This window comes from Mesorhizobium sp. W050 (genome assembly GCF_054719535.1).
Map to the genome: position 1 here is coordinate 3465917 of NZ_JBTTIH010000001.1, position 22130 is coordinate 3488046.

At 63.9% G+C, this 22130-nt stretch carries 23 protein-coding genes; 8 read left to right on the forward strand and 15 right to left on the reverse strand.

The genetic code is table 11. The features are described from left to right. Positions 1-6: 6 nt before the first annotated feature. On the reverse strand, positions 7-504 hold the full coding sequence (locus tag ACYG9Y_RS16955; RefSeq protein WP_023738624.1) for a DinB family protein: 498 nt from the start codon (positions 502-504) through the stop codon (positions 7-9). Between the two features lie 62 nt (positions 505-566). On the opposite strand from ACYG9Y_RS16955, the gene ACYG9Y_RS16960 reads away from it, so the two are divergent. Then, positions 567-1190, forward strand: coding sequence for a TetR family transcriptional regulator (locus ACYG9Y_RS16960; protein ID WP_031253531.1), 624 nt, complete (start codon positions 567-569; stop codon positions 1188-1190). 96 nt (positions 1191-1286) lie between these two features. Here the strand turns inward: ACYG9Y_RS16960 and ACYG9Y_RS16965 are convergent, their stop codons facing one another. The 5 genes from ACYG9Y_RS16965 to ACYG9Y_RS16985 all read right to left on the reverse strand — a co-directional run bounded on the left by ACYG9Y_RS16965 (position 1287) and on the right by ACYG9Y_RS16985 (position 4505). After that, positions 1287-1733, reverse strand: a complete 447-nt coding sequence (locus ACYG9Y_RS16965; RefSeq protein WP_023673457.1) for a hypothetical protein — start codon at positions 1731-1733, stop codon at positions 1287-1289. Between the two features lie 202 nt (positions 1734-1935). After that, positions 1936-2358, reverse strand: coding sequence for a VOC family protein (locus ACYG9Y_RS16970; protein ID WP_023738621.1), 423 nt, complete (start codon positions 2356-2358; stop codon positions 1936-1938). 70 nt (positions 2359-2428) lie between these two features. Beyond that, a complete protein-coding gene (locus tag ACYG9Y_RS16975) occupies positions 2429-2974 on the reverse strand; it encodes a MarR family winged helix-turn-helix transcriptional regulator (protein WP_084014296.1) in 546 nt (181 codons plus the stop codon). Positions 2975-3034: 60 nt separating this feature from the next. Next, positions 3035-3883 carry a 23S rRNA (adenine(2030)-N(6))-methyltransferase RlmJ gene (locus ACYG9Y_RS16980; RefSeq protein ID WP_023705344.1) on the reverse strand — a complete coding sequence of 283 codons (849 nt, stop codon included), beginning with the start codon at positions 3881-3883 and terminating at the stop codon, positions 3035-3037. 7 nt (positions 3884-3890) lie between these two features. Beyond that, on the reverse strand, positions 3891-4505 hold the full coding sequence (locus tag ACYG9Y_RS16985) for a hypothetical protein (RefSeq protein ID WP_023738619.1): 615 nt from the start codon (positions 4503-4505) through the stop codon (positions 3891-3893). A gap of 182 nt (positions 4506-4687) precedes the next feature. Here ACYG9Y_RS16985 and ACYG9Y_RS16990 point away from each other — a divergent pair, with 182 nt between their 5' ends. After that, positions 4688-5845: an ATP-grasp domain-containing protein gene (locus tag ACYG9Y_RS16990; RefSeq protein ID WP_031253533.1), complete on the forward strand. Its 1158-nt coding sequence runs from the start codon at positions 4688-4690 to the stop codon at positions 5843-5845. Between the two features lie 13 nt (positions 5846-5858). Here ACYG9Y_RS16990 and ACYG9Y_RS16995 read toward each other — a convergent pair whose 3' ends face one another. The 9 genes from ACYG9Y_RS16995 to ACYG9Y_RS17035 all read right to left on the reverse strand — a co-directional run bounded on the left by ACYG9Y_RS16995 (position 5859) and on the right by ACYG9Y_RS17035 (position 14440). Beyond that, positions 5859-6863 carry a Rieske (2Fe-2S) protein gene (locus tag ACYG9Y_RS16995; protein ID WP_023738617.1) on the reverse strand — a complete coding sequence of 335 codons (1005 nt, stop codon included), beginning with the start codon at positions 6861-6863 and terminating at the stop codon, positions 5859-5861. Next, entirely contained in the window at positions 6860-7993 is a 1134-nt protein-coding gene (locus ACYG9Y_RS17000) for a GNAT family N-acetyltransferase (protein WP_245260398.1), read from the reverse strand. The genes ACYG9Y_RS16995 and ACYG9Y_RS17000 overlap by 4 nt, the downstream gene beginning before the upstream one ends. After that, the gene (locus ACYG9Y_RS17005) at positions 7990-9246 is read right to left on the reverse strand and encodes a F390 synthetase-related protein (protein WP_023738615.1); all 1257 of its coding nucleotides are present in this window, start codon (positions 9244-9246) and stop codon (positions 7990-7992) included. Before ACYG9Y_RS17005 ends, ACYG9Y_RS17000 begins: the two co-directional genes overlap by 4 nt. Then, on the reverse strand, positions 9243-10067 hold the full coding sequence (locus ACYG9Y_RS17010; protein ID WP_023738614.1) for an MBL fold metallo-hydrolase: 825 nt from the start codon (positions 10065-10067) through the stop codon (positions 9243-9245). The genes ACYG9Y_RS17005 and ACYG9Y_RS17010 overlap by 4 nt, the downstream gene beginning before the upstream one ends. Then, a complete protein-coding gene (locus ACYG9Y_RS17015) occupies positions 10064-11068 on the reverse strand; it encodes an NAD-dependent epimerase/dehydratase family protein (RefSeq protein WP_031253535.1) in 1005 nt (334 codons plus the stop codon). The genes ACYG9Y_RS17010 and ACYG9Y_RS17015 overlap by 4 nt, the downstream gene beginning before the upstream one ends. Beyond that, positions 11065-12006 carry a 3-oxoacyl-[acyl-carrier-protein] synthase III C-terminal domain-containing protein gene (locus ACYG9Y_RS17020; RefSeq protein ID WP_245260397.1) on the reverse strand — a complete coding sequence of 314 codons (942 nt, stop codon included), beginning with the start codon at positions 12004-12006 and terminating at the stop codon, positions 11065-11067. Before ACYG9Y_RS17020 ends, ACYG9Y_RS17015 begins: the two co-directional genes overlap by 4 nt. A gap of 142 nt (positions 12007-12148) precedes the next feature. After that, entirely contained in the window at positions 12149-12598 is a 450-nt protein-coding gene (locus ACYG9Y_RS17025; RefSeq protein ID WP_023738611.1) for a DNA polymerase III subunit chi, read from the reverse strand. Between the two features lie 8 nt (positions 12599-12606). Beyond that, complete coding sequence (locus tag ACYG9Y_RS17030; RefSeq protein WP_023695590.1) at positions 12607-14097, reverse strand: leucyl aminopeptidase; 1491 nt, start codon at positions 14095-14097, stop codon at positions 12607-12609. Between the two features lie 49 nt (positions 14098-14146). Next, complete coding sequence (locus tag ACYG9Y_RS17035) at positions 14147-14440, reverse strand: hypothetical protein (protein WP_155923815.1); 294 nt, start codon at positions 14438-14440, stop codon at positions 14147-14149. A 32-nt stretch (positions 14441-14472) separates the two neighbouring features. On the opposite strand from ACYG9Y_RS17035, the gene lptF reads away from it, so the two are divergent. The 6 genes from lptF to rsmA all read left to right on the forward strand — a co-directional run bounded on the left by lptF (position 14473) and on the right by rsmA (position 22126). Continuing rightward, entirely contained in the window at positions 14473-15672 is a 1200-nt protein-coding gene (gene lptF, locus ACYG9Y_RS17040; RefSeq protein ID WP_023672737.1) for an LPS export ABC transporter permease LptF, read from the forward strand. A gap of 2 nt (positions 15673-15674) precedes the next feature. Further along, positions 15675-16757 carry an LPS export ABC transporter permease LptG gene (gene lptG / locus ACYG9Y_RS17045; protein ID WP_023695591.1) on the forward strand — a complete coding sequence of 361 codons (1083 nt, stop codon included), beginning with the start codon at positions 15675-15677 and terminating at the stop codon, positions 16755-16757. Beyond that, positions 16757-19189: an LPS-assembly protein LptD gene (locus ACYG9Y_RS17050; protein ID WP_023738610.1), complete on the forward strand. Its 2433-nt coding sequence runs from the start codon at positions 16757-16759 to the stop codon at positions 19187-19189. The genes lptG and ACYG9Y_RS17050 overlap by 1 nt, the downstream gene beginning before the upstream one ends. Before the next feature lie 91 nt (positions 19190-19280). Next, the gene (locus ACYG9Y_RS17055; RefSeq protein ID WP_023738609.1) at positions 19281-20210 is read left to right on the forward strand and encodes a peptidylprolyl isomerase; all 930 of its coding nucleotides are present in this window, start codon (positions 19281-19283) and stop codon (positions 20208-20210) included. A 12-nt stretch (positions 20211-20222) separates the two neighbouring features. Continuing rightward, the gene (gene pdxA, locus ACYG9Y_RS17060) at positions 20223-21251 is read left to right on the forward strand and encodes a 4-hydroxythreonine-4-phosphate dehydrogenase PdxA (RefSeq protein WP_031253537.1); all 1029 of its coding nucleotides are present in this window, start codon (positions 20223-20225) and stop codon (positions 21249-21251) included. Positions 21252-21289: 38 nt separating this feature from the next. Continuing rightward, a complete protein-coding gene (gene rsmA, locus ACYG9Y_RS17065) occupies positions 21290-22126 on the forward strand; it encodes a 16S rRNA (adenine(1518)-N(6)/adenine(1519)-N(6))-dimethyltransferase RsmA (protein WP_023738607.1) in 837 nt (278 codons plus the stop codon). The last annotated feature ends 4 nt before the right edge of the window (positions 22127-22130 follow it).

Consider the following 22130-nt stretch of genomic DNA (forward strand, 5'->3'; position numbering starts at 1 on the left):
AGGCCCCTAAGCGCCAACCCGCTCGCGCACCTGTGGCCGGCGCGAAGGCTCGGCGTGGTGGAGGTGGGCGGCAAACGTATCCCACGGCGGCGCAATGCCGATCTGCATCAGGATCCGCCCGATCTCGCCGCGGTGATAGCCGCCATGCGTGACGACATGTGTCAGCATTTCCTGGCGTGACATCATCGCCCTGTCGCCGTCGGTGAAGGTGAAAGGCACAGGCTCTGACATGAGCTTTGGCGAGACGGCTTCGATATGGTCGAGATACCAACGATCCATCGCAGCGACACCAGCGCTCAATTCGGACGCATAGCCATGACGCGTGCCGGAAAGATGCGCGGCGAATATCTTCGATACGACAAGGTTGTGGTTGATGAGACGGGTCGCCGTGTGGCGCTGATCGACATGCTCCTGCTGGTCGAGGCCCGCAAGCTTCTGCAGCAATTCACCATTCGCCCAGGCTTGATAAACGAAGAGGCTGCGGAGCAAATCCAGCGCGTCCATGGTTTGTATCCTTTGCAAGAAATGTGAGTATATTATCTATATTCTTGGCTGCTGGAGCAGACATGTCTACTCGCATTGCAAAGCCGCGCTCACGCATGCGCAAGCAGCCGCGCCAGGCGCGTTCGAGAGCGACGGTCGAGGCGATCATCGAAGCCGGTGCTCATGTTCTAAGCGCGCTCGGCTGGGCCGGCTTCACCACCAACAAGGTGGCCGATGCGGCCGGCGTCAGCATCGGCTCGCTCTATCAATATTTTCCCGACAAGCTGTCGCTGGTCGAAGCAATTCGCCGGCGACATTTCGATCAGGTGCTGTCGGTGATCGCCGAATCAACAGAAGGCGACAAGCCGATCAAACGATTCGCGCAGGAGCTGGTGCGCGGCATGATCGATGCGCACAGCATCCATCCGACGCTGCATCAGGTGCTGCTCGACGAGGCGCCGGGCGATCGCGGCTCACGCGCCGCCCATGCCTCGTTCCAATCGCGCTATCTCGATCACTACACGACGGCGGTGGCGCAATATCGCAGGCGCAGAAAGGACAATGAGGCCGTGGCCCGTGTGCTGTCCTCGGCGGTCGAGGGCGTCATCCACAATGCCGCGCGGCGAGACACGCTCGACGCGCCGGAGCTGCAGAAGCAGTTGGTCGAACTGATCTGCGCTTACGTGTCTGGTGGGAAGGCGGTGTGAGGCAGCGGCAGCAGTTCGGAGATTGGCGAAACCGGAGCGACATCAGATCTCCCCCTTGCGGGAGATGGCAGGTTCAACGGCGGTTCTTATCCGACCTTAGCGCAGGACGCGGCAGCGGCCGTTGTAGACCATCCAGCGGTCGAAGCCCGAGACGCAGAATTCGACATTGTCGCCGATCGAGGCAAAACCCTGGCCTTCCTCGATCAAGTACCAGATGGTGCGGGCGCGGCCATCGGAAAGGCTGACGGTGGCGCCGCAATAGCGGCGGCCGATCGGCCATTCTTCGCTGGCCGGGAGATAGCGATGCTGGTGGATGCGCTGGAAATCTGTGATCGAAACATCCGGCAGATGCGGCACGTGATGCACCTGGTAGGAGAAGCGGCTGGAGATCTTGCTTAGCACCCAAGCCTCGCCGCAAACGCCGCTGTCCTCGTCGGAATAGACGGAAAGGTCGGCGGCCTGTGCTGGCTGGCCGAGGGGTGCGGCCAGCGGCGTGCAAAGCGAAATCAGGGCAGCAAGAGCGGATTTGGCAAAGCGAGTCATGGCAGCCTCTCAAAGGTCGACTGCGCCCACTTTGCGGATTCGGCGGCGCGCGGTCAAGCGGTCGCGCTGCCGATGGTTTCCCGCTCCGCAACCGGTTTTTCCGGTGCGAAGCTGCGAAACCACGTCCTGACCTTTGAAAAAGCTCGCCTTGCCCATTAGGAAAAGCGGCCTGCCCATGGCCGGCGGGCCGCCGAAACCCGGTTCAGCCTTGCTTGGCGGCGCCCTGCGGTATGGCGGCCGGGTCCATCCACATCGCTTCCCAGACGTGGCCGTCAGGATCGGCCAGGCTGCGATTGTACATGAAGCCATAATCCTGCTGGGCGTTGATGTCGGCGGCGCCGCCATTTTTAGCCGCCGCCTCGTTCATCGCATCGACCGCCGCGCGGCTGTCGCAGGACACGGCAAGCATGACCTCGCTCGAGGTGGCCGGTGGGATGGGGCGATCGGTGAACTGACGCCATTTGGCATGGGTGAGCAGCATGACGTTCATCGTTTCGCTCAGCACAATGCAGGCTGCGGTGTCGTCGGTGAAGTGCGGGTTGTTGTCGAAACCGAGAGCTTTGTAGAAGGCCATCGACGCAGCGAGGTCGGCGACGGGCAAGTTGACGAAGATCATACGGGGCATAGGGTCTCCTTGACAGTACACAGTTGAAACCGGACCGGCGTTGCGCCGGACCATCCTCCGATGCCTTCTCTCAAGGCACCGGTTTTGCTTTGCCGCGCAGCCTCTCGGTCTGCGCCTTGTGCATCGCTTCGACCTCTTCGATGAAGCCGAGCAAAACCTGCATCTCGGCCACCGAGTATTTCTCCAGCAATGCGTCGCCCGCCTCGGGGATCGGATGGTAGCAGCGCCGGACGAGTTCCTCGGTCTTCTTGCCCGCCGCGACCATGACCTTGCGCCTGTCATTGGGGTCCGGCTGGCGGCTGACGAAGCCGCGCTTTTCCAGCCGGTCAATCAACGTCGTAACCGCCGCCGGCGTGAGATTTGTCTCCCTCGCTACGACGTTTGCCGGCCGCGGGCCGTGACTGATCGCGCCGAGACAGCGGCGCTCGGCAGCGCTCAGCACATAGATTTCGGCAACGGTCCCATCGAACGTTTCAACGGCATCCTGCCAGCGCGACATCGCGAAGCCTATCGCGTTGACCAGTTCCTTTTTTTTCGATCTTGGCTTCGATGTTAGATGTGCATCTCCATGGTTTCGGTTCGTTGAACACAGCTGAGCATTCGCGGATGGCGCCATCGTCAAAACTTCTAGCGACTTTGTGTCTTTGCCGCGGGCGTCGCCCGCTGCGAAGCGTCGCTACTCCCCGGCCAGCCATTCCAGCGACCAGTGCGCCGGCTTTTCGACCGCCAGCAATCTGTGCAGGACCGGCAGCACGATGCGCAGTTCGCGCTCCAGCGTGAAGGGCGGGTTGACCACCACCATGCCGCTGCCGTCGAGGCTTGGTTCACGCGATGCCGGCCGGATCTCGAACTCGATGTCGAGCAGTTTTGGAACGCCGGATTGCTTGAGCGCCTTGCGGAAGGCGATGATCGCTTTGCGGTCCTTGATCGGATACCACAGCGCGTAGATGCCACCCGGCCAGCGCCTGTGCGCTTTCTGCATTCCGTCGACCAGGCGGTCGAATTCGCCGGCTTCTTCGAACGGCGGATCGATCAGCACCAGGCCGCGCTTTTCCTTTGGCGGCAGATGCGCGCCAAGCGCCAGCCAGCCGTCGAGTTCGATCACCCTTGTCTGGAAATCGCCGGCAAACAGCGTCTTCAGCCTGGCAGCATCTGCGTCGTGCAATTCGATCGCCGACAACCGGTCCTGCTTTCGCATGAGGTACCTGGCGATCAATGGCGAGCCCGGATATTTCTTCACCCCGCCATCGGGATTGAGCGAACGCACCGCTTCAAGATAGGGGGCAAGCAGCGCAGCCGCCGATTTTTCGATCGGGGCGTGGATGAGGCGGCCGATGCCGCCTTGCCATTCGCCGGTCTTTTGCGCTTCCGCCGACGAAAGATCGTAGCGGCCAATGCCGGCATGAGTGTCGACGACACGGAACGCCTTGTCCTTCTGCTTCAGATAGTCGAGCAGAAGGCTGAGCACGACATGCTTGACGACGTCGGCGAAATTGCCGGCGTGATAGGCGTGACGGTAGTTCATGACGCGCTCATGTCGAGGAGCCTCTGCCCCAACGCGGCGGTGGCGGCTTCGAGTTCGGGTTCTCCGGCCGGCGACCGCCGAAAGCCAGAGCAAGCAGGAAGCCGATCAGGCCGACTGCCATCAGCCCATAGCCGACCGGCCGTGCGCGTTGATCGATCTCACCGGCGCCGGAGCGCAGTATCAGATCCACCGCGCGTATCGGGATATCGTCGGCGTCGCCCGGGCCGGCGGTGAAGAGATAGGCGCCGGGACTGACGGTTTCTATCACGCCGGCCTCGTCGCGAAAGATCTTGTCGGGCAGTTGCGGGCTGACCTGGCGCGGATTGTCGGCGTGGTTGAATTGCAGCGTCGAGGCAAGCACCGTGCGGCCGGCTGTGGCGGCGGTCAGCGTCAGCACAGTGCGCTGCTGCGAGACAATGCGCTCGGCCTTTGCCGTCAGGTCGACCAACACTCTGACCGGCGCGTCGCCAGCTTTCAGCGTCACCGTTACAGGCCTAAACCGTCCCTGGTCGTAGACGCGCCAGGCGCCGATCTCGTGGCCGGAAAAATTGCTCACCGCCCAGGGATAGACGAAGCCAATGGCGGCGCCGGCAAGCAGTATCAGGACAAACAGAAAGCGCATTGAGGAGATCCGGGTGTTCGACAGATTGCCAATAACGCCCCGAAGGCCAAAAAGCGATGGCTGACGCAGCGGAGCCACCTTTGTGGAGTCCGTTGGCGGCACGCAAGCCATGTGGCACTTATGGCGAATGAAGCCTTCCGCAGAAGCATCGACTCGTCTTTTCCAACCGATGCCGGTGGCTCATGCCCAATAGCACCGTGCTGATCACCGGTGCCCGCGCGCCGGTGGCGCTGCACCTGGCGCGGCTGTTGCATGGCGCCGGGCGCCGGGTGATCCTGGCCGACAGCCCGGCCCGGCCGATCGCCGCAGCGAGCACGGCCTGCGCCGCCTACCATCGCCTGCCGCCGCCGCGCTTTGCCGCCGGCGCCTATGCCAAGGCGGTGGAAGCGCTTGTCCGTGCGGAGGGCATCGAACTCGTTATCCCGACCTGCGAGGAAGTCTTTTATCTCGGTCGTTTCTGGCAGCACCGCGCCATGCCGGCCCGCCTCTTCGCACCCGAGATGGCGATGCTCGCCCGCGTTCACGACAAGCATGCCTTCATCCGGCTGGCGCAGAGCCTTGGGCTCGACGTGCCGGAAACGATACTGCTGCAAAGCGAGGCCGATCTCGACGGCGTTCGTGGCCAATCGCGCGAATTGGTGTTCAAACCTGTGTGGTCACGTTTTGCCCGTGACGTACTGCTGCGGCCATCGCCGGACGAACTCGACGCCGTCCGCCCCTCGCCCGCCGCTCCTTGGGTGGCGCAGCGCTACATCGCAGGTGAAGAGATCAGCGCCTATGCGGTGGCGGTCGAGGGTGAACTCAAAGCGCTGGCGCTCTACAGTTCGCTCTATCGCGCCGGCATGGGCGCCGGCATCTGTTTCGAGCCAGTCGGGGATGCGGCTGCCCGGCGCTTCGTCGAAACCTTCGTCGCCGGCGCCGGCTGGACCGGCCAGATCTCCTTCGACCTGATGCGCGAGAATAACGGCACGGTGCTGCCACTGGAGTGCAATCCGCGCGCCGTGAGCGGCCTGCACTTCTTTCGCGATCCGCGGCGCTTCGCCGACGCGGTCCTGGAGGATGGCGCCGAGGTGAAGCCCGACGTGACGGCGCCGCAGACGGTGAGGCTTGCGATGTGGATCTACGGGATGCCGGCGGCACTGCGCTCCGGTGGTCTCGGCAGCTTTCGCCAGGCGATGCACGATGCCGATGAGCTGCTCGACTGGCCGGGCGACCCCGCGCCGAAGCGGGCGCAGTGGCGCACGCTGGCCGAGATCGCCGGCACAGCACTGCGCCAGCGCATCAGCCTTCAGGCTGCGTCGACGCGCGATATCGAGTGGAATGGGCCGGAGCAGGACTGAATAGAGCGCTTTCCTACAGCTCGATCTGGTACACCCTCGGCTCTGCCGCCGCCGGTGGCATCTTGCCGTCGATGATCGCCGCTATGTCGCGGCGCAGGAAATCCAGCGGGCCGATCGCCGGCTGAACCTGCGGCGATATACGGGCGTTGTCGCTGGCCGATTTCAGCACACGGCGATCCTGCTGCAGGGCAAAGGCAAAGAGCGGCCGGAAAGCAAGCGCCTTGAGTTCGCCGAACAGGCCCTGTCGCGGGCCGATCAGCCAGCCGACGCCTTCGACGGTCCGTTCGTCCGCCTGACGCAAATGGAAAGTGGTCGCCAGCGCCAAGCCGCCCTTGCCCCAATATTCGAGTTCGACGATGCCGGGATGGCGGTAGCGGCCGATGGTCTTGGCGCGCTCGCCTTCCAGCAGCCGGCTGACCAGCCCCTGTTGGCGGTCCTCGCCGGTGTAGCAGCTTTCGACCCAGCCCTTGCCGCCGGTCACCTCGACGCGCACGAGATGGCGCTTTGCGGTCAGGCCGCGCAGCACACCCTTGTGGGTGAAGTGGGTGTGAGTGGCGTCGAGAATGTTCTCGGCGGCGTCGAGCACCGTCGATCGCGCCGAGCTTCGCACCCGCTTCACGACGACATCCTTGCCTTGCATGCAATGGAGATAGGGCTCGCCCTCAGGCGTGCCTGCCGAGACGAAGACGACGCCGTCGCGCTCGATCGCGCTGTAGCGGCGGACACGGTAATGCGGGACGTCGCCGACATGGCCGGGAATGGCGGTGCAGCGCCCTTCCCCATTGTAGCGCCAGCCATGATAGGGACATTCGATCTCGCCGCTGATGACCTTGCCGGTCGAGAGTTCGACCAGGCGGTGAGCGCAGCGGTCGAAGAGGGCTGCAATCCCCTGCGCCGAGCGGAACAGCACCAGCGGCGCGCCGTCGAATAGGATGCGCTTCGGCTTGGCTTTGATGTCGGCAGACCGCATCACCGCCTGCCAATAGTCTTTGTCTTTTTGCTGCCGGGCTTCGCTCAAAGTTCAAATCTCCTGAGCAGGGGAACGCCGATCTTCGCGAGCACAAATTCCATGATACGCACTGCAGCGCGCTGGCGGCGCCGAAGATGGCCGGCATAGACGGCGTTGTACTCCACCGTTGCCACGGCGCCACGCAAGCGTTTGAAGGCGGCGGCACCGGCGCTCATGTTGAAGAACAGGCCGTGCGCCATCGCATGGTCCTGCGCAATCGCCATCATCATGCGGTAGAGCCCTTCGCTCACTGGAAGACTTGTGTCGTAGCCAACGATTGGCTGCGTCAATGTCCTGCCGTTCTGAGACAAAGCGGCGACGGCGACCAGTTCACCGCCGGGACGACGCAGGCCTGCCAGTTGCAGGATGCCGCGACGGTGCGTCTCGCCGATATAGCGGGCGGTGTAGTGCGGGTTGAGTGGCGTATATTTGTCGAGATAGAGCATCCGGTAGAGCGCTTCGGCGCGCGCATAGTCGGCCTCGGTGAAGTCGCCATTGCCGACCCGCTCGAACGGCGTCGTGCGCAGCCGCTTGCGGTCGCGCTTCATGTCGTTGGTCATGGCCGAACCGCGCCCGGCGAAGATGTAGATTTGCCGCGCCGCCAGCATTCGAAAACCCTCCGCCTTCAGCGCTGCGATTGTCGAGGGATCGGCGATCTCGTTCAGGGAGCGGATGAGAACAGCGCGATCGGGAAAACGCGCCGTGAGATCGTCGCGGATCGCAGCGACCGCGTTGCGATCGAGCAGCGGCACCGGATTGGTCGAATAGAGCCAGTTGTTGACCTGAACCTGATGGTCGAGGCCGCTCATCCTGACCAGCGGCGCGCACAGGCCAATCAACATGCGGATCGCTCTTTGCAGCATGGGCGACGAGACGAAATTGCGGGTCTCGTCGATGGCGTAGTCGATATAGGCGCTGGACGGGCAGCAGACATAGCAGTTCGGCGCTTCGCTTCTGTCGTTCAGCGTCAGTGGAAAGAAGCGGCCAGCGATCTCGAGGGCCTCGACGGCGACCGTCAGATTTCGCACGAGGTCGCGCACCGGCACCTCGTTGAATAGCTGAACGAAGGCTTCGACCTCACGCGGGTTGTTTTCAACCTGGTCCAGTTGAGCGACTGGCAATGCGGCAGGCCGATTCACGTCCTCCTCCCCAGTCGGCATTCTACACGGCGCAGTTTACGGCTGGTCTCCAGCGGCAGGCTCTTGCGCAGGAGGCTGACTCTCACCGTCGCCTGGCGCGCGGCCAGTAGCGTTCGCACGGCTGCATGCGCGGCAGTGGCGGCTTCGTCGGCGAGCTCGGGCGCAAGGCTAAGTTCGATGACGTCGGCAGCGGTCTGGACCAGGCGGAAATCGTCGATGCGCCGGTCGGCCTTGAGCACCGCATTGCGTAGTATGTCGGGCGTGACGAGGAGCTGCCCGTGCGGCGAGGCGAGCTGGAAAGCGTCGTCCATGCGGCCGACGATCTCGTCCAGCGTGCGCAGCGGCGAGCCGCAGCGGCATGGCTTTTCGGACAGCCGCAGCAGATCGTTCATCCGGTAGCGCGCCATGATCTGGGTCCGGCGGCGAAAGGCGGTGATCAGCGGCATGACCAGGCCGTCGCCGGCCGGTTCGAACTCGAAGAACACCGAATCCTCGGCCAGATGCAGCCCGCCCTGGCGGCAGGTGACGGCGAACAGCCCTTCCGTCGCCATGTAGATCTGGTCGAGCTGACGACCAAAGAATGCCTCGATGACCGGCCGATCAACCGGGTCGAGCGTTTCGGCGGCGCTGAAAACACGCTGCGGCTTCAGTCGAAAGCCCTCGGCCGCGAAGTGCCGCAGTATCTTCGGTGGCGCGATGATCACCGTCGGCGCGAAACCTTCGAGGGCGGCGCGCCAGCTCTCCGGCCCGCGCATCAGGTCGAAGAAGCCGAGGTCGATGCGCCGCGATTTGCGCGCGCTGTCGTAGAGCCCGGTGTTTTGCGGCAGGATCACCGCCGCGCGCTGCCGGCGCCAGACGAGATCGGGCACGGTCTTGGCCAGGATCGTGCCCAGCCAGCGGTATTTTTCCGCTTCGGAAATGACGAACAGACCGCGATTGCCCGACGTGCCGGTGCTGGCGCCGACAGTCAACTCGCCGATCCGGCCATCGACTGCCTGCGCCTTCCAGGCCTCGGCCGCCGAGACGCCATGAATGTTGAAGCGGTCGAAATTGCCCATCACCGTCGCCTTGTCGGTCACCGGCAGGTCGCCGAGAAGACGTGGCGCCTTGCCGTAGAACGGCGCACGCGGCAGGTCGCGGCCGAGAAAGCGGCGCAAGGCATGACCTTGCCAGCGTTCGAAATTCTCGCGGCTCTTGCGCGAGAGCCATTGCGTCAGCGCAAACGAGCGGATCGCTTCGGCCGGCCCGTTCATGCGCCCTCTCCGGCAAGATCATACGCCGTCAACGCCGGATCATGGCAAAGCACGACCTCGCCCCCGGTCGCCATAAACCGGCGCAGCGTTGCGCTGGTCGGCTCAAGCGCAGTGGCGTCCTCGGCCAGCAGAGTAGCCGGCAGACCGGGCGTCCGGTTTTCCACCAATGCTCTGATCAGCCATTCGGCATCGACGGCGTAGAGCAGCGGCCGCTCCAGATTGGGGAACAAAAGGCCGAACTGGCCATCGGCATGGCCGGGCAGATCGACTGCGACGACGCTGCCGTCGCCGAACAGATCGGCGCCGCCTGGCACGCCGCCGCGAGGTTCGATCCGCCGCTTCGACGACAGCCCGTCGAGCCGGACCTCGAAGTCAGACGGGAACAGTTCCTTGAAGACGCCATGGCGCAGATTCTGCCGGGAAGTCTTGGCCTTCGCCCGCGCCCAGGCGGTGTCATTGGCGATAAGCCGAGCGTTGGGAAACAGCGACAGGCCCGACATGTGGTCGGCATGGAAATGCGTGACAATGACGGTGCGCACGTCCTGCGGCGAGAGGCCGAAGCGCACCAGTACCGCGAGCGGCTGCTCGGCTTCGTTGAGCTGGGGCCGGAGGATCGCACTGTAAAGACGCAACGCCGTGCTGCGCTCGCTGCCTTGTGTCACATGCGGCGTGTAGCCGGTATCGATCAGTACGGGGCCGGCCTGCGGATGCATGATCAGGCCGTAGCGGACACGTAGCCTGACCTTCGCCCAGCTGCCGCCGCGCAGGATCAGGCGCTCGACTGCGCCGACAGAGGCGCTGTTGGCGAAGACGATCTTCACGCAGCCTCCCTGCTTTCCGTCGCCTTGCCGAATGTGCGATCGAGCCCTTCCTCGAACGACACTTTCGGCGCCCAGCCGAGGATGCGGCCTGCCTTGGAAAGATCGAGGCTCTGCGCATAGGCGAACAGGCCAAGACCGTAGCGCGTCACCGGCGGTTCCGGGCGGCCGGGCAATATATTCGCTACCGTCTCCGCTATCCCGGCCGCCAGCATGGCGGGCCAGAGCGGCATTCTGCGCCAGCGCGGCTGCACGCCGGCGCGGGCGCAGGCCGCCTCGGCAATGCGGCGCACCGGCACCACTTCGCCGCCGGAGATGTTGAATATCTGTCCCTCGGCAGCGCTGCCAGCGGAGAGCGCGGCAAGCACCGCATCGACGACATCCTCAATATAAGTGAGATCGATGCGCGCCTTGCCGTCGCGAAACAGCGGCAGCGGGCGCTGCCGCGCCACCTGCAGCAGACGCGGCAGCAGCGTGCGGTCGCCGGGACCGTAGAGGCCGCGCGGCCGCAGCACCACCGGGCTGATCTCAGGCGCCGCCAGCACGATCTCCTCGGCCTGCCGCTTGGTGCGGGCATAGTGGTTGACCGGAGGGGGCAAGGCCGCATTCTCGGAAACTCCGAGCTGGTCGCGATAGGCGAAACAGACCGTCGGGCTGGAGATATGGACGAAGCGGCGCACGCCTTGCCCGCGCGCGAAATCGCTGAGGTTGCGGGTAGCTGTGACATTTGCCGTCTGGAAATCCGCCAACCTGCCGAAGGGCGCGGAAAGTGCCGCGCAGTGGATGATCGCATCGACGCCGTCGAGAGCGCGCGCGGCAGCTGCATCGAATGGTTGAGACAAATCGAGCCGAACGACCCGATGACCAGCGGCTTCGAGCGCCGCGCAGCGTTTGGCGTCCCTGCCAAGACCCAGCGCCGGTGTACCCAGTGCCGCCAGCCGCGCCATGATATGCGCGCCGAGGAAGCCGCTGGCGCCGGTGACGAGGACGCGTCCCACGGTCATGCTTCCAGCGCCATGCCGCCGAACGACACGCCGGCCGAGGTGCCGAGGAACAGCACCTTGGCGCCCGGCACAATGCGTTGTTCGCGGCGCGCGACGTCGAGCGCAAACGGGATGGAAGCGGCGATCTGATTGCCGTAGCGCGCCGCGATGTCGACGAGCTTTTCCCTGGCGAAGCCGGTCTGACGCGCCATGTGGGCGAGCGCCAAAGGGCTCGCCTGATGCGGCACGACGAGGTCAACATCGTCGTGCCGCCAGCCGGCGCGATCGAGCAACTCCGCTACAAAGCCGTTGAAATGGCGTGACGTGACGCGAAACAGTTCCTTACCCTCCATGTGGAACAGGCTGTGGCGGGCAAATTCCTCAGGCTCACGATGAAAGTCGAACCGGGTGCCGCCGGAGCCGATGCTGCAGGCCTCATAGGCGGAAGGGTAGGTGCGCATCAGGTTGGCCGCGACTCGACCCTCGGCAGGGGCTGCCTGCTGCAGCACGGCGGCCGCCGCGCCATCGCCGAAGAGGGCAGCAATTTCCGGCTGGTCCTGCCACGGCAGGGCGCGCGAGGCGATTTCAGACGAGAACACCAGCGCCGTCCGGCATTGCCCGGCCTCGATCAGGCGCGACGCGGTCTCGAAGGCTGTGAGGAAGCCGAGGCAGGTGCTGTTGACGTCGAAGGCGGCCGCCGACCCATCGGCAAGGCCGAGGCGCTGCATGACCAGCGGAGCCGTCGATGGCAACGGCTGATAAGGCACGCCGCAACCGCCGATGACCAGATCGACACTGCCTGCCTCAAGTTCGGCATCGGCAAGCGCCAGACGGGCTGCGGCACAAGCAAGGTCGACCTGCGATTCGGCCTCGCAGACATAGCGTTCGATGATGCCGGTCGCGGCCTCGAAATGTCCATCGCCAAACCCCAGCCGCGCATCGAGGGCGCGCGACGTCACGCATCGAGCCGGCACGGCCCGCCCCGTTCCGATGATCCTGATCCGCATTCTCAGCCCGCCGCTTGAGTTGCGCTTTTCGCAATCCTTAGATCGGATCGTTCGGCGATAACAGCGTCGTTTTCAAGACGCGCCGGCAAAGCGCTTACGCCTTGCGTTCCCAGCGCCGGTCGGGCGTCTGCTGCCAGTAGGTGACCGCGTGGCCCGCTTCTTTCAACACCTTCCAATGCGTCCGCGCGCTTTCGACCTGGGCCGCGTCATGGCCGTCGAACAGGAACACGGCGCGTTCGTAGCCGGCGAGATCGGCGGGTGCGGCGCCATCGACGAGGAAGCGTATCTGCGCCTGGTTGGGGTTGGCGTCGCTCGTGGTGAGCAGGATTGGCTGTTCGGCCGGATGGGCTTCACGGTCGGTCGCGTGCGCGAGGAACGAATCGTCCCTGAATGTCCACAGATGCAGGTCGAGCGCATCGCGCCGCTCCTCGGTCCCGGTCTGCACCACGGCGCGCCAGCCGCGATCGACGCTGCGCTCCAGCAGGCCGGGAAGCGCATCCTCCAGCGTCGATTCGGTCAGGTGGTAGAACAGGACATCGGCCATTCCCTGCCTTATCCCTCGTAATTGTCGCGCACCAGCCGGTCGAGCAGCCTGACGCCGAAACCCGAGCCCCAGGACTGGTTGATCTCGCTCGGCGGAGAGCCCATCGCGGTGCCGGCGATGTCGAGATGCGCCCACGGCGTTTCCTTGACGAAGCGCTGCAGGAACTGCGCGGCGATGATGGCGCCGCCATAGCGGCCGCCGATGTTCTTCATGTCGGCGTTCTTGGAATCGATCAGCTTGTCGTATTCGGGCCCAAGCGGCATGCGCCACAGCCGCTCCTGACTCGCCTGGCCGGCCGCCGTCAACCTGTCCGAAAGTTCGTCATTGTTGGAGAACAGGCCGGCATAATGCTGGCCGAGCGCGACCATGATGGCGCCGGTCAGCGTCGCCAGATTGACCATGAATTTCGGCTGGAAGCGGTCGTTGCAATACCACAGCGCGTCGGCCAGAACGAGGCGTCCTTCGGCATCGGTGTTGAGCACCTCGATGGTCTGACCCGACATCGAGGTGACGATGTCGCCGGGGCGCTGGGCGTGGCCGTCGACGGCATTTTCCACCAGCCCGACGATGCCGACGACATTGGCCTTGGCCTTTCGCGCGGCCAGCGCCTGGATGAGCCCGATGACGGCCGCGGCACCGCCCATGTCGCCCTTCATGTCTTCCATGCCGGAGGCCGGCTTCATAGAATTGCCGCCGGTGTCGAAGGTGACGCCCTTGCCGACGAAGGCGACCGGTGCGTCCTTGGCCTTGCCGCCCTTCCATTGCATGACAGCCATCCGGGCGCCGCGCGGCGAACCCTGCGCGACACCGAGGAGCGAGCCCATGCCGAGCTTCTTCATTTCCTTCTCGGTGAGGATCTCGACCTCGACGCCGAGCGCTTCCAGTTCCTTGGCGCGGGCGGCGAATTCGATCGGGCCGAGCGTATTGGCCGGTTCGTTGACAAGGTCGCGCGCCAGAAGCACGCCGTCGATGACCGCAACCTCGTCGGCGAAGGCCTTTTTCGCCGCGGCAGGATCGGCGGTGTGGATGGTCACCTTGACCGGTTTCTTCGGCTCGGCATCGTCCTTGTCTTTCCTGGTCTTGTATTTGTCGAAGGAGTAGCTGCGAAGAATGATGCCGGCGGCAAGGTTCGCCGCTTGCCTGCCGCCAATCTTTGCGCCCGGCACATCGAGGATGACGGCCACCTCCGCTGCCTTGCGCAGGGACGCGGCGATGGTGCCGCCAAGCTTCAGCCAGGCAAAGTCATCGAGGCCGGCGACCTTGCCGGCGCCGACCGCCACCAGTCGGTCGAGCGATGTTCCCTGCGGCGCCAGCACTTCGACGACACCGGCGAATTTTCCGGAAAACTCCGCCACCGGAAACGCCCGCGCCAGCGTTCCTGAGGGGTCGCAGGCCTTTGCCGGTTCGCCAAGACCACCATCGTCGGCCGCCAGCACGATGATGCTGCCCTTTTTGGGTGCGGCAAATTTGGCGAAGGCGATCAATGGTCTCAAAGTCATCAGGTCCTGCTTTCGGGAAACGGCTCAGATTTTCAGGAAAAATGCATTCTCAGGGAAGATGCGCGACATTTGGTCGTTTTCCTTGATTTGGCAAGACTTTGCCGGAATCAGGGATCATATGCGCAGCGGAATCGATAACGATTCGTCGCGGCACGGCTCCGCTTTCCTGCCGCAACCTGTTGTTAACCATTGATGTTCTCCCTTTCTTATTCATTGCCGCCGACACTCCGGCCTGCGGAACGGGCGATGTGGGACGGAGAATCGGATCGAACCGCCTGAAAGAAATGGCCAAACGCACCCAGTTGTACAGCCGCAGCCGGACGACTACCTTGTCGGCGGGCATGATGCCGTTCGGCAAATCGAGAAAAGCCTTACATGAAGGTCGTTGAACGCTACATCATGCGTCGCGCACTGGCGGTGTTTCTCGCTGCGCTGATCTGGACGCTGGCCATTGTCTGGACGACGCAGGTGCTTGCCCGCATCGACCTGGTCACCGACAGTGGCCAATCGGCGCTCACTTTTTTCGAGGTCGCGGGCCTCATCATCCCCACCATCATCCCGATCGTGGTGCCATTCGCCCTGGTGGTGGCGGTGGCCCAGACGCTCAGCGTCATGAACTCCGATTCGGAATTGGCCGTCATCAACGCCGCCGGCGCCTCGCGCTGGACGATTGTGCGGCCGGTCCTGCTGATCGCGCTGGCGGCCAGCGTCTTTTCCTTCGCGGTCGACAATGGCGTCGAACCCTATGCCAGGCAGAAGAACCGCCAGCTGATAGCATCCTCGCGCGCCGATCTCTTGTCGCTGATCATCCAGGAAGGCACGTTCCGCAAGATCGACGACGGGCTGTTCCTGCAGATAGGCGAGCGGCTGCCGGACAACCGGCTCGGCGGCATCTTCGTGGCCGATTCGCGCGAGGAAGGCGCCAATCTGATCTATTATGCCAAGAGCGGCAGCGTCGTCGAAAAGGGTGACGAGAAGGTGCTGATGATGAATGACGGCGTCATTCATCGCAAGACGCTGACCGGCGACCTGTCGGTCATTCGCTTCACGTCCTACGCCTTCGACCTTTCCGCCTTCATGTCGGCGGCGAACGATATCATGCTCCTGCCCAAGGACCGAACGACGCAATACCTGCTCAACCCGGATCCGAACGACAAGATCTTCCAGCGCAGGCCCGGTGCCTACAAGGCCGAGCTCGACCAGCGCTTTTCCGAATGGTCCTATTCGCTGGTGTTCGCGCTGATCGCGCTGGCCGTGGCAGGCGATGCGCGCTCACACCGCGAGGCGCGCATCCACCCGCTGATCACAGCCATCGCCATTGCGCTGTTCGTGCGCTGGCTGGGCTTCTTTGCCGCCGGCAAGGCCGACAAGATCCCGCAATACGCCTATATGGTCTATGGCGTGCCGGTCATCGCCTCGGCGGTCGCCATCTGGTTCATCGTCACCTCGCGAAGCATGGAACTGCCCGGCAGCTGGGCCGACTGGATGACGAATTTCGCCGGCCGCGTCAGCGATGGCTGGACGGCGCTCAAGCTGCGCCTCAATCGGCGCTACACATCCGGCCAGGGAGCCTGACGATGGGCTGGACCCTGGGCCGCTACTTCTTCTTTCGCTACGTGTCGATCACGATCTGGTTCTTCATCGGCCTTCTGGCGCTGGTGTTCCTGATCGACTTCACCGAGCTGTCCGGCCGCATCACCGGCCTGCCGGGCTTCACCTACGGCACGGCGGTCGCCATCTCGGCGCTGAGGATGCCGATGATCATGCTGCAGACGGTGCCGTTCGTCGGCCTGTTCTCGGCGATGGCGACGCTGGTCTCGCTCAACCGAAAATACGAGCTGGTGATTGCGCGCTCGGCCGGAGTGTCGGCCTGGCAGTTTCTGTTGCCCTGCTGCATCGGTGCGCTGTTATTCGGCATATTGTCGGTCGGCGTGCTCAATCCGATCGCCGCGCATGGCTTCTCATGGTCGGAGCAGATGGAAAACCAGCTGCGATCCGGCAATTCGAACGCGGTGGCGGCCGATGCCACGCCGTGGATCCGCCAGAAAACCAACTCCGGCGATACCATCATCGGCGCCCGCGCCATCCTGAACCAGGGCCTGGAAATGGCCGACACCGTGTTCTTCGTCCTCGATCCGCAGGGCAATATCGTCGAGCGCAAGGACGCCGCCCGGGCCTTTCTGCGCGACGGCTACTGGGAATTGCAGGACGTCAAGGTGTTCAAGGACGGCAACATCCGTTCCGAAACGACCGACCAGTTGCCGACCAACCTCAAGCCGGAATTCGTGCAGGAACGGCTGGCGCGCCCCGAAACCATCCCGTTTTACGACCTTCCCGGCAAGATTGAGGTTGCCCGCTCCTTCGGCCTCAAGGCAAATGCCTTCGCCATGCAGTTCGATTCGCTGGTGGCGTTACCGTTCCTGCTTGTGGCCATGACGCTGATTGCGGCAACAGTTTCAATGCGATTTGCGAGGATGGGGCAGTCGGCAACGATGATTCTGGGTGGCGTCCTCGCCGGCTTTCTGCTTTATGTCGTTTCGGTATTGGTCAAGGCATTCGGCGTTGCGGGATTCGTGCCCACAGCCGTGGCTGCATGGGTTCCGGTTGTCGTGGCTATGTTCTTTGGGGTGACATTCCTGCTATACAAGGAAGACGGCTAGTGAGGGAGGCGGCTTTGCGCAGCCATAGGCAGGCCGGTTTGGCGCGCCTCTATTCGGCGAGCGCCTTGGCATGCCTGCTCGCCTGCGGCGTGCTGACGGGCCCTGCGCTGGCGCAGGACGTTACCGACGTGGCAAGGAAGGTTCCCTCCGGCTCCCAGATGCTGCTGGCGGCCGACACGCTCGTCTATAACAACGACAACCAGACGGTCACCGCCATCGGCGGCGTCCAGATCGACTATGGCGGCAACAAGCTCGTCGCCCAGCGCGTCGTCTATGATCGAAACACCAAGCGGCTGGTTGCCAGCGGCAATGTCGAGATCGTCAACAGCGACGGCACCAAGATCAACTCGCAGCATATCGACATTACCGACGATTTCGCTGACGGTTTCGTCAATGCGCTGCGCGTCGAAACGCCCGAAAAAGCCTATTTCGCCGCCGAAAGCGCCGAGCGCATGGGCGGCGTGCTGACAACGTTCCACAACGGCGTCTATACGGCCTGCGAGCCTTGCGAAGACAAGCCGGACAAGGCGCCGACCTGGCGGATCAAAGCCAGGAAGATCATCTGGAACGGCGAAAAGAAAACGGTTCGCTTCGAGAACGCGAATTTCGAATTCTTCGGTTTCCCGCTGGCTTATCTGCCGGCGTTCGAGATCGCCGACCCTACGGTCAAGCGCAAAAGCGGTTTCCTGATCCCCAGCATCGGCTACAACAACCGTCTCGGCGTCGGCGTCAAAGTCCCCTACTATTTTGCCCTGTCGCCGACCTACGACCTCACCGTTACCGGCAGCGGCTACACCAAGCAGGGTTTCCTCGGCGAGGCCGAGTGGCGCCAGCGCTTCAACAATGGCCAATACACGCTGAAGCTTGCCGGAATCAACCAGCAGGACCCTGGCGCTTTCCGTGATTTCGCGGCTTTCCCCGGCGGCTACAATGTCAATTCGGGGCCAGCAGGCGATCCGAACAAGTTCCGCGGCATGATGGGCACCAAGGGCCAGTTCGCCATCAATCCGCGCTGGGACTTCGGCTGGGATATCCTGCTGCAGACCGACAAGAATTTTTCGCGTACCTATACGATCGAAGGCTACAACGACGCCGTGCATCAATCGTCGGTCTACCTGACCGGCCTAAACGACCGCAATTATTTCGATGTGCGCGCCATGCGCTTCCAGGTTCAGGAGAACACACCGGACGGCAACGTCGCATCGCGCAGCGACAAGCAGCCCTGGGTGTTGCCGTCGCTCGATTATGCCTACATCCCCGACATGTCGGTGGCCGGCGGCCAGCTGTCGTTCAACGTCAATGCGCGCATCATCCGCCGCGACGATCTCGATCAGGCCTATTTTACCCCCTATGTGCCGGGCTCAGGCGTCCAGCGCGTGCGCGGCATCGAGGGCGAATCCGGTCGCCTCACCGCCGAGGCCGAATGGAAGCGTACCTTCACCACGGACGGCGGATTGCAGTTGACGCCCCTTCTGGCTCTGCAGGGCGACGTCGACTATCTCAACGCTTCTTCGGCTTCGCTGACTGCGGTAAACCAGATGGCAACGAATGTCGGTGCCGCCGACGACATGCGGTCTTCCTTCGCCCGGTACATGGCGACCGCCGGACTTGAAATGCGCTGGCCGGTGCTGTTCTCGATGACCGGCTCCAGCCATATCGTCGAGCCGATGGCGCAGGTCTTCATGCGCCCGAATGAGCAGTATGTCGGCGGGCTCGCCGTTCCCAACGAGGATGCACAGAGCTTCGTCTTCGACGCCACGACGCTGTTCGAGCGCGACAAGTTCTCCGGCTACGACCGCGTCGAAGGCGGCAGCCGCGCCAATGTCGGGTTCCGCTATTCCGGCGCCTACGACAATGGCTGGGGCACCAACGCGATCTTCGGCCAATCCTACCAGTTGGGCGGGCGCAACTCCTTCGATTCACCGGATCTGGTCAATGCGGGCGCCGATTCCGGCTTGGAGACTTCGACCTCCGACTATGTCGGCCTTGTCGGCTTCAGCAGCCCGAGCGGCTTCTCCGGTTCGCTCAGCGGCCGCTTCGACGAGCAGACCTTCGAAGTTCGCCGTGCCGAGGTGAAGGCCGCCTATTCCGGGCTGCCGGTTTCGCTGAGCGCCAAATACGCCTTCATCCAGGCGCAGCCGCTCTATGGTTTCACCACCGACCGCCACGAAGTCACGCTCGGCGCCTCGACACACCTGGCCGAAAACTGGCGCGTCTTCGGCACCGGCACCTACGACCTGCAACAAAGCGTGCTGGTCAAGGACGGCGTCGGCTTTGCCTACAATGATTCCTGCTTCACCTACCTGATGACGTACTCGGAATCACGCGACATCAACACCAAGGAAGTGTCGCAGAATGTCGGCTTCAACCTGTCGTTCCGCACGCTCGGCGATTTCGGCTCGTCCCAAAGCTCGATCGACTCCATCCAGTAGAGCCGGCTGACGACATCGTTTTGCCGCACAAAGCGGGCACGGATTTCGCCAATATCGGGCTGGAATCGGCCAAAACCGGGCTAGAATTGGGATGCTTTCGATGAGGAAATACCTGTTTTCGGCAGGATTCGCGCTCCTGTTGGCGGCGACCTCGGTCTCTGTCACCATGATGGTACCGCCGGCCTTCGCCAGTGAAATCAAGTATGTCGTCAACAACATGCCGATCACCACCGGCGACATCGCGCACCGGGCTGCCTTCCTGAAACTGCAGCGCAAGAAGGGTGACGCGGGTCAGGAAATGATCGACCAGACGCTGCGTATGGCGGAGGCCAGGCGTCTCGGCATCCGCATCTCCGACGCCCAGGTAGAGGCTGCCTATCAGCGCTTTGCCTCGAGCAACAAGATGCAGCTCAAGCAGCTCGACGGTGTCATGGCGCAGTCCGGCGTGACCAAGGAGCATTTCAAGGAATTCATCCGCTCCCAGATGGCGTGGAACCAGGCGCTGAGCGCACGCTACAGCGGCGGCGGCGGGCAGGTGAGCGAACAGGATCTGGTCAAGCGCATGCTCGAAAAAGGCGGCGCCAAGCCAAGCGCCACCGAGTACATGCTGCAGCAGGTGATCTTCGTGGTGCCGAAGGCCGAGCGCAGTGCCACACTCGCCAAACGCAAGCGCGAGGCCGAAGCCATGCGCGCCCGCTTCAATGGCTGCAACACCACGCGTGAATTCGCCAAGGGCCTGATCGACGTCACCGTTCGCGACCTCCCCCGATTGCTGGCGCCGCAACTGCCGCCGGACTGGGCCGAGCAGATCAAGGCCACCAAGCTGGGCGGCGCCACGGCCGTGCGCGAGACCGATCGCGGCATTGAATTCATCGGCATCTGCTCGTCGCGCGAGGTTTCCGACGACAAGGCGGCCCAGATGGTGTTCCAGAGCGAAGGCAGCGGCGACAAGAACGCCGACGAGCTCTCGGCCAAATATGTCGAAGAGCTGAAGGCGAAAGCCAAGATCGTTACGCGCTGAACCGGCCCAGCCGTGCGTGAGACAGAGCTTCCGCTGGCGCTGAGCGTCGGCGATCCATCCGGCGTCGGTCCGGAAATCGCCATTGCCGCGTGGCAGAGCGCCCGCGGTTCCGGTGCCGCGCCCTTCTATCTTCTCGCCGATCCGGCGCTGATTGCCGCGCGGGCGCGCCGGCTCGGCGCGGCGGTGGCAATCGCCGAGACGGTGCCGGCCCAAGCAGCTGGTGTCTTTCAACACGCCTTGCCCGTGGTGCCGCTGGCGGCCCACTTCACCGACGATCCCGGCCGGCCCGACCCGGCCAATGCCGCCGGCATCATCGAGGCCATCGATCGCGCCGTCGCCGACTGCCTTGCCGGTCACGCGGCCGCGGTCGTCACCTGTCCGATCGCGAAGAAGCCGCTTTACGATGCCGGCTTCGGCTTTCCCGGTCACACCGAATATCTGGCGCATCTGGCCTCGCTCCACACCGGCGGCACGGTGACGCCGGTGATGCTGCTCGCCGGCCCCGAATTGCGCACCGTTCCGGTCACCATCCACATAGCGCTGGCCGAGGTGCCGAAGACGCTGACGACGGAGCTGATCGTTGCCATCGCGCGCATCACCGCCGGCGATCTTGCACGCCGTTTCGGCATCGCCAGGCCGAGGCTCGCGCTGGCCGGCCTCAATCCGCATGCCGGCGAAAGCGGCGCCATGGGGACAGAGGACGAGCGCATCATTCGTCCTGCGGTCGACATGTTGCGGGCGCAAGGCATCGATGCCTTCGGACCGCTGCCGGCCGATACGATGTTTCATGCGCGCGCCCGCGCCGGCTACGACGTGGCGGTCTGCATGTATCATGACCAGGCGTTGATCCCGGCCAAGGCGCTGGCCTTCGACCAGGCCGTCAACGTCACGCTTGGCCTGCCGTTCATCCGCACCTCGCCCGATCACGGCACAGCCTTCGACATCGCCGGCAAGGGCATCGCACGTCCCGACAGCCTGATCGCGGCGCTAAAGCTGGCCCGCCGGCTGGCCGATACCGGCGCAAAGCCCGCGGTTGCATGAGCCAAAAATCATGAGCCCAAATCATGAGCCCAAAATTCATGAGCATTGACGGGCTGCCGCCGCTGCGCAAGGTGATCGAGCGCCATGGACTGCAGGCAAAGAAGGCGCTTGGCCAGAATTTCCTGCTCGACCTCAATTTGACCGGCAAGATCGCGCGCGTCGCCGGGGACCTTAGCGACAGTACGGTAATCGAGGTCGGCCCCGGCCCCGGCGGGCTGACCAGGGCGCTGCTCGCTGCCGGTGCCCGCCGCGTCGTCGCCATCGAGCGCGACGAACGCTGCCTTGCGGCCTTGGCCGAGGTCTCCAACCACTATCCGGGCCGGCTCGAGGTGATCAGCGGCGATGCGCTGAAGACGGATTTTGCCGCTCTTGCCAAGACCGCGTCACAAGGCGGCCCGGTGAGGATTGCCGCCAACCTGCCCTACAATATCGGCACCGAGCTGTTGATCCGTTGGCTGACCGTGACGGACTGGCCACCCTTCTATCAATCGATGACGCTGATGTTCCAGCGCGAGGTGGCCGAGCGCATTGTCGCCGGTGCCGGCAGCGATGCTTATGGCCGGCTCGGCGTGCTGGCGGGCTGGCGGACCGAGGCGAGGATCGCCTTCGACGTGCCGCCGCAAGCGTTCACGCCGCCACCCAAGGTAACGTCCTCGGTGGTGCATCTGGTGCCGCGCGCCAGCCCTTTGTCAACCGACGTGAAAAAACTCGGTCGCGTCACCGAAGCCGCTTTCGGGCAGCGCCGGAAAATGCTGCGGCAGAGCGTGAAGAGCCTGGGTGGCGAGGCACTGCTGACGCGCGCCGGCATCGATCCGACCCGGCGTGCGGAGACGCTCAGCGTCGAGGAATTCGTGCGGCTGACAAACGCGGTTTGACCGG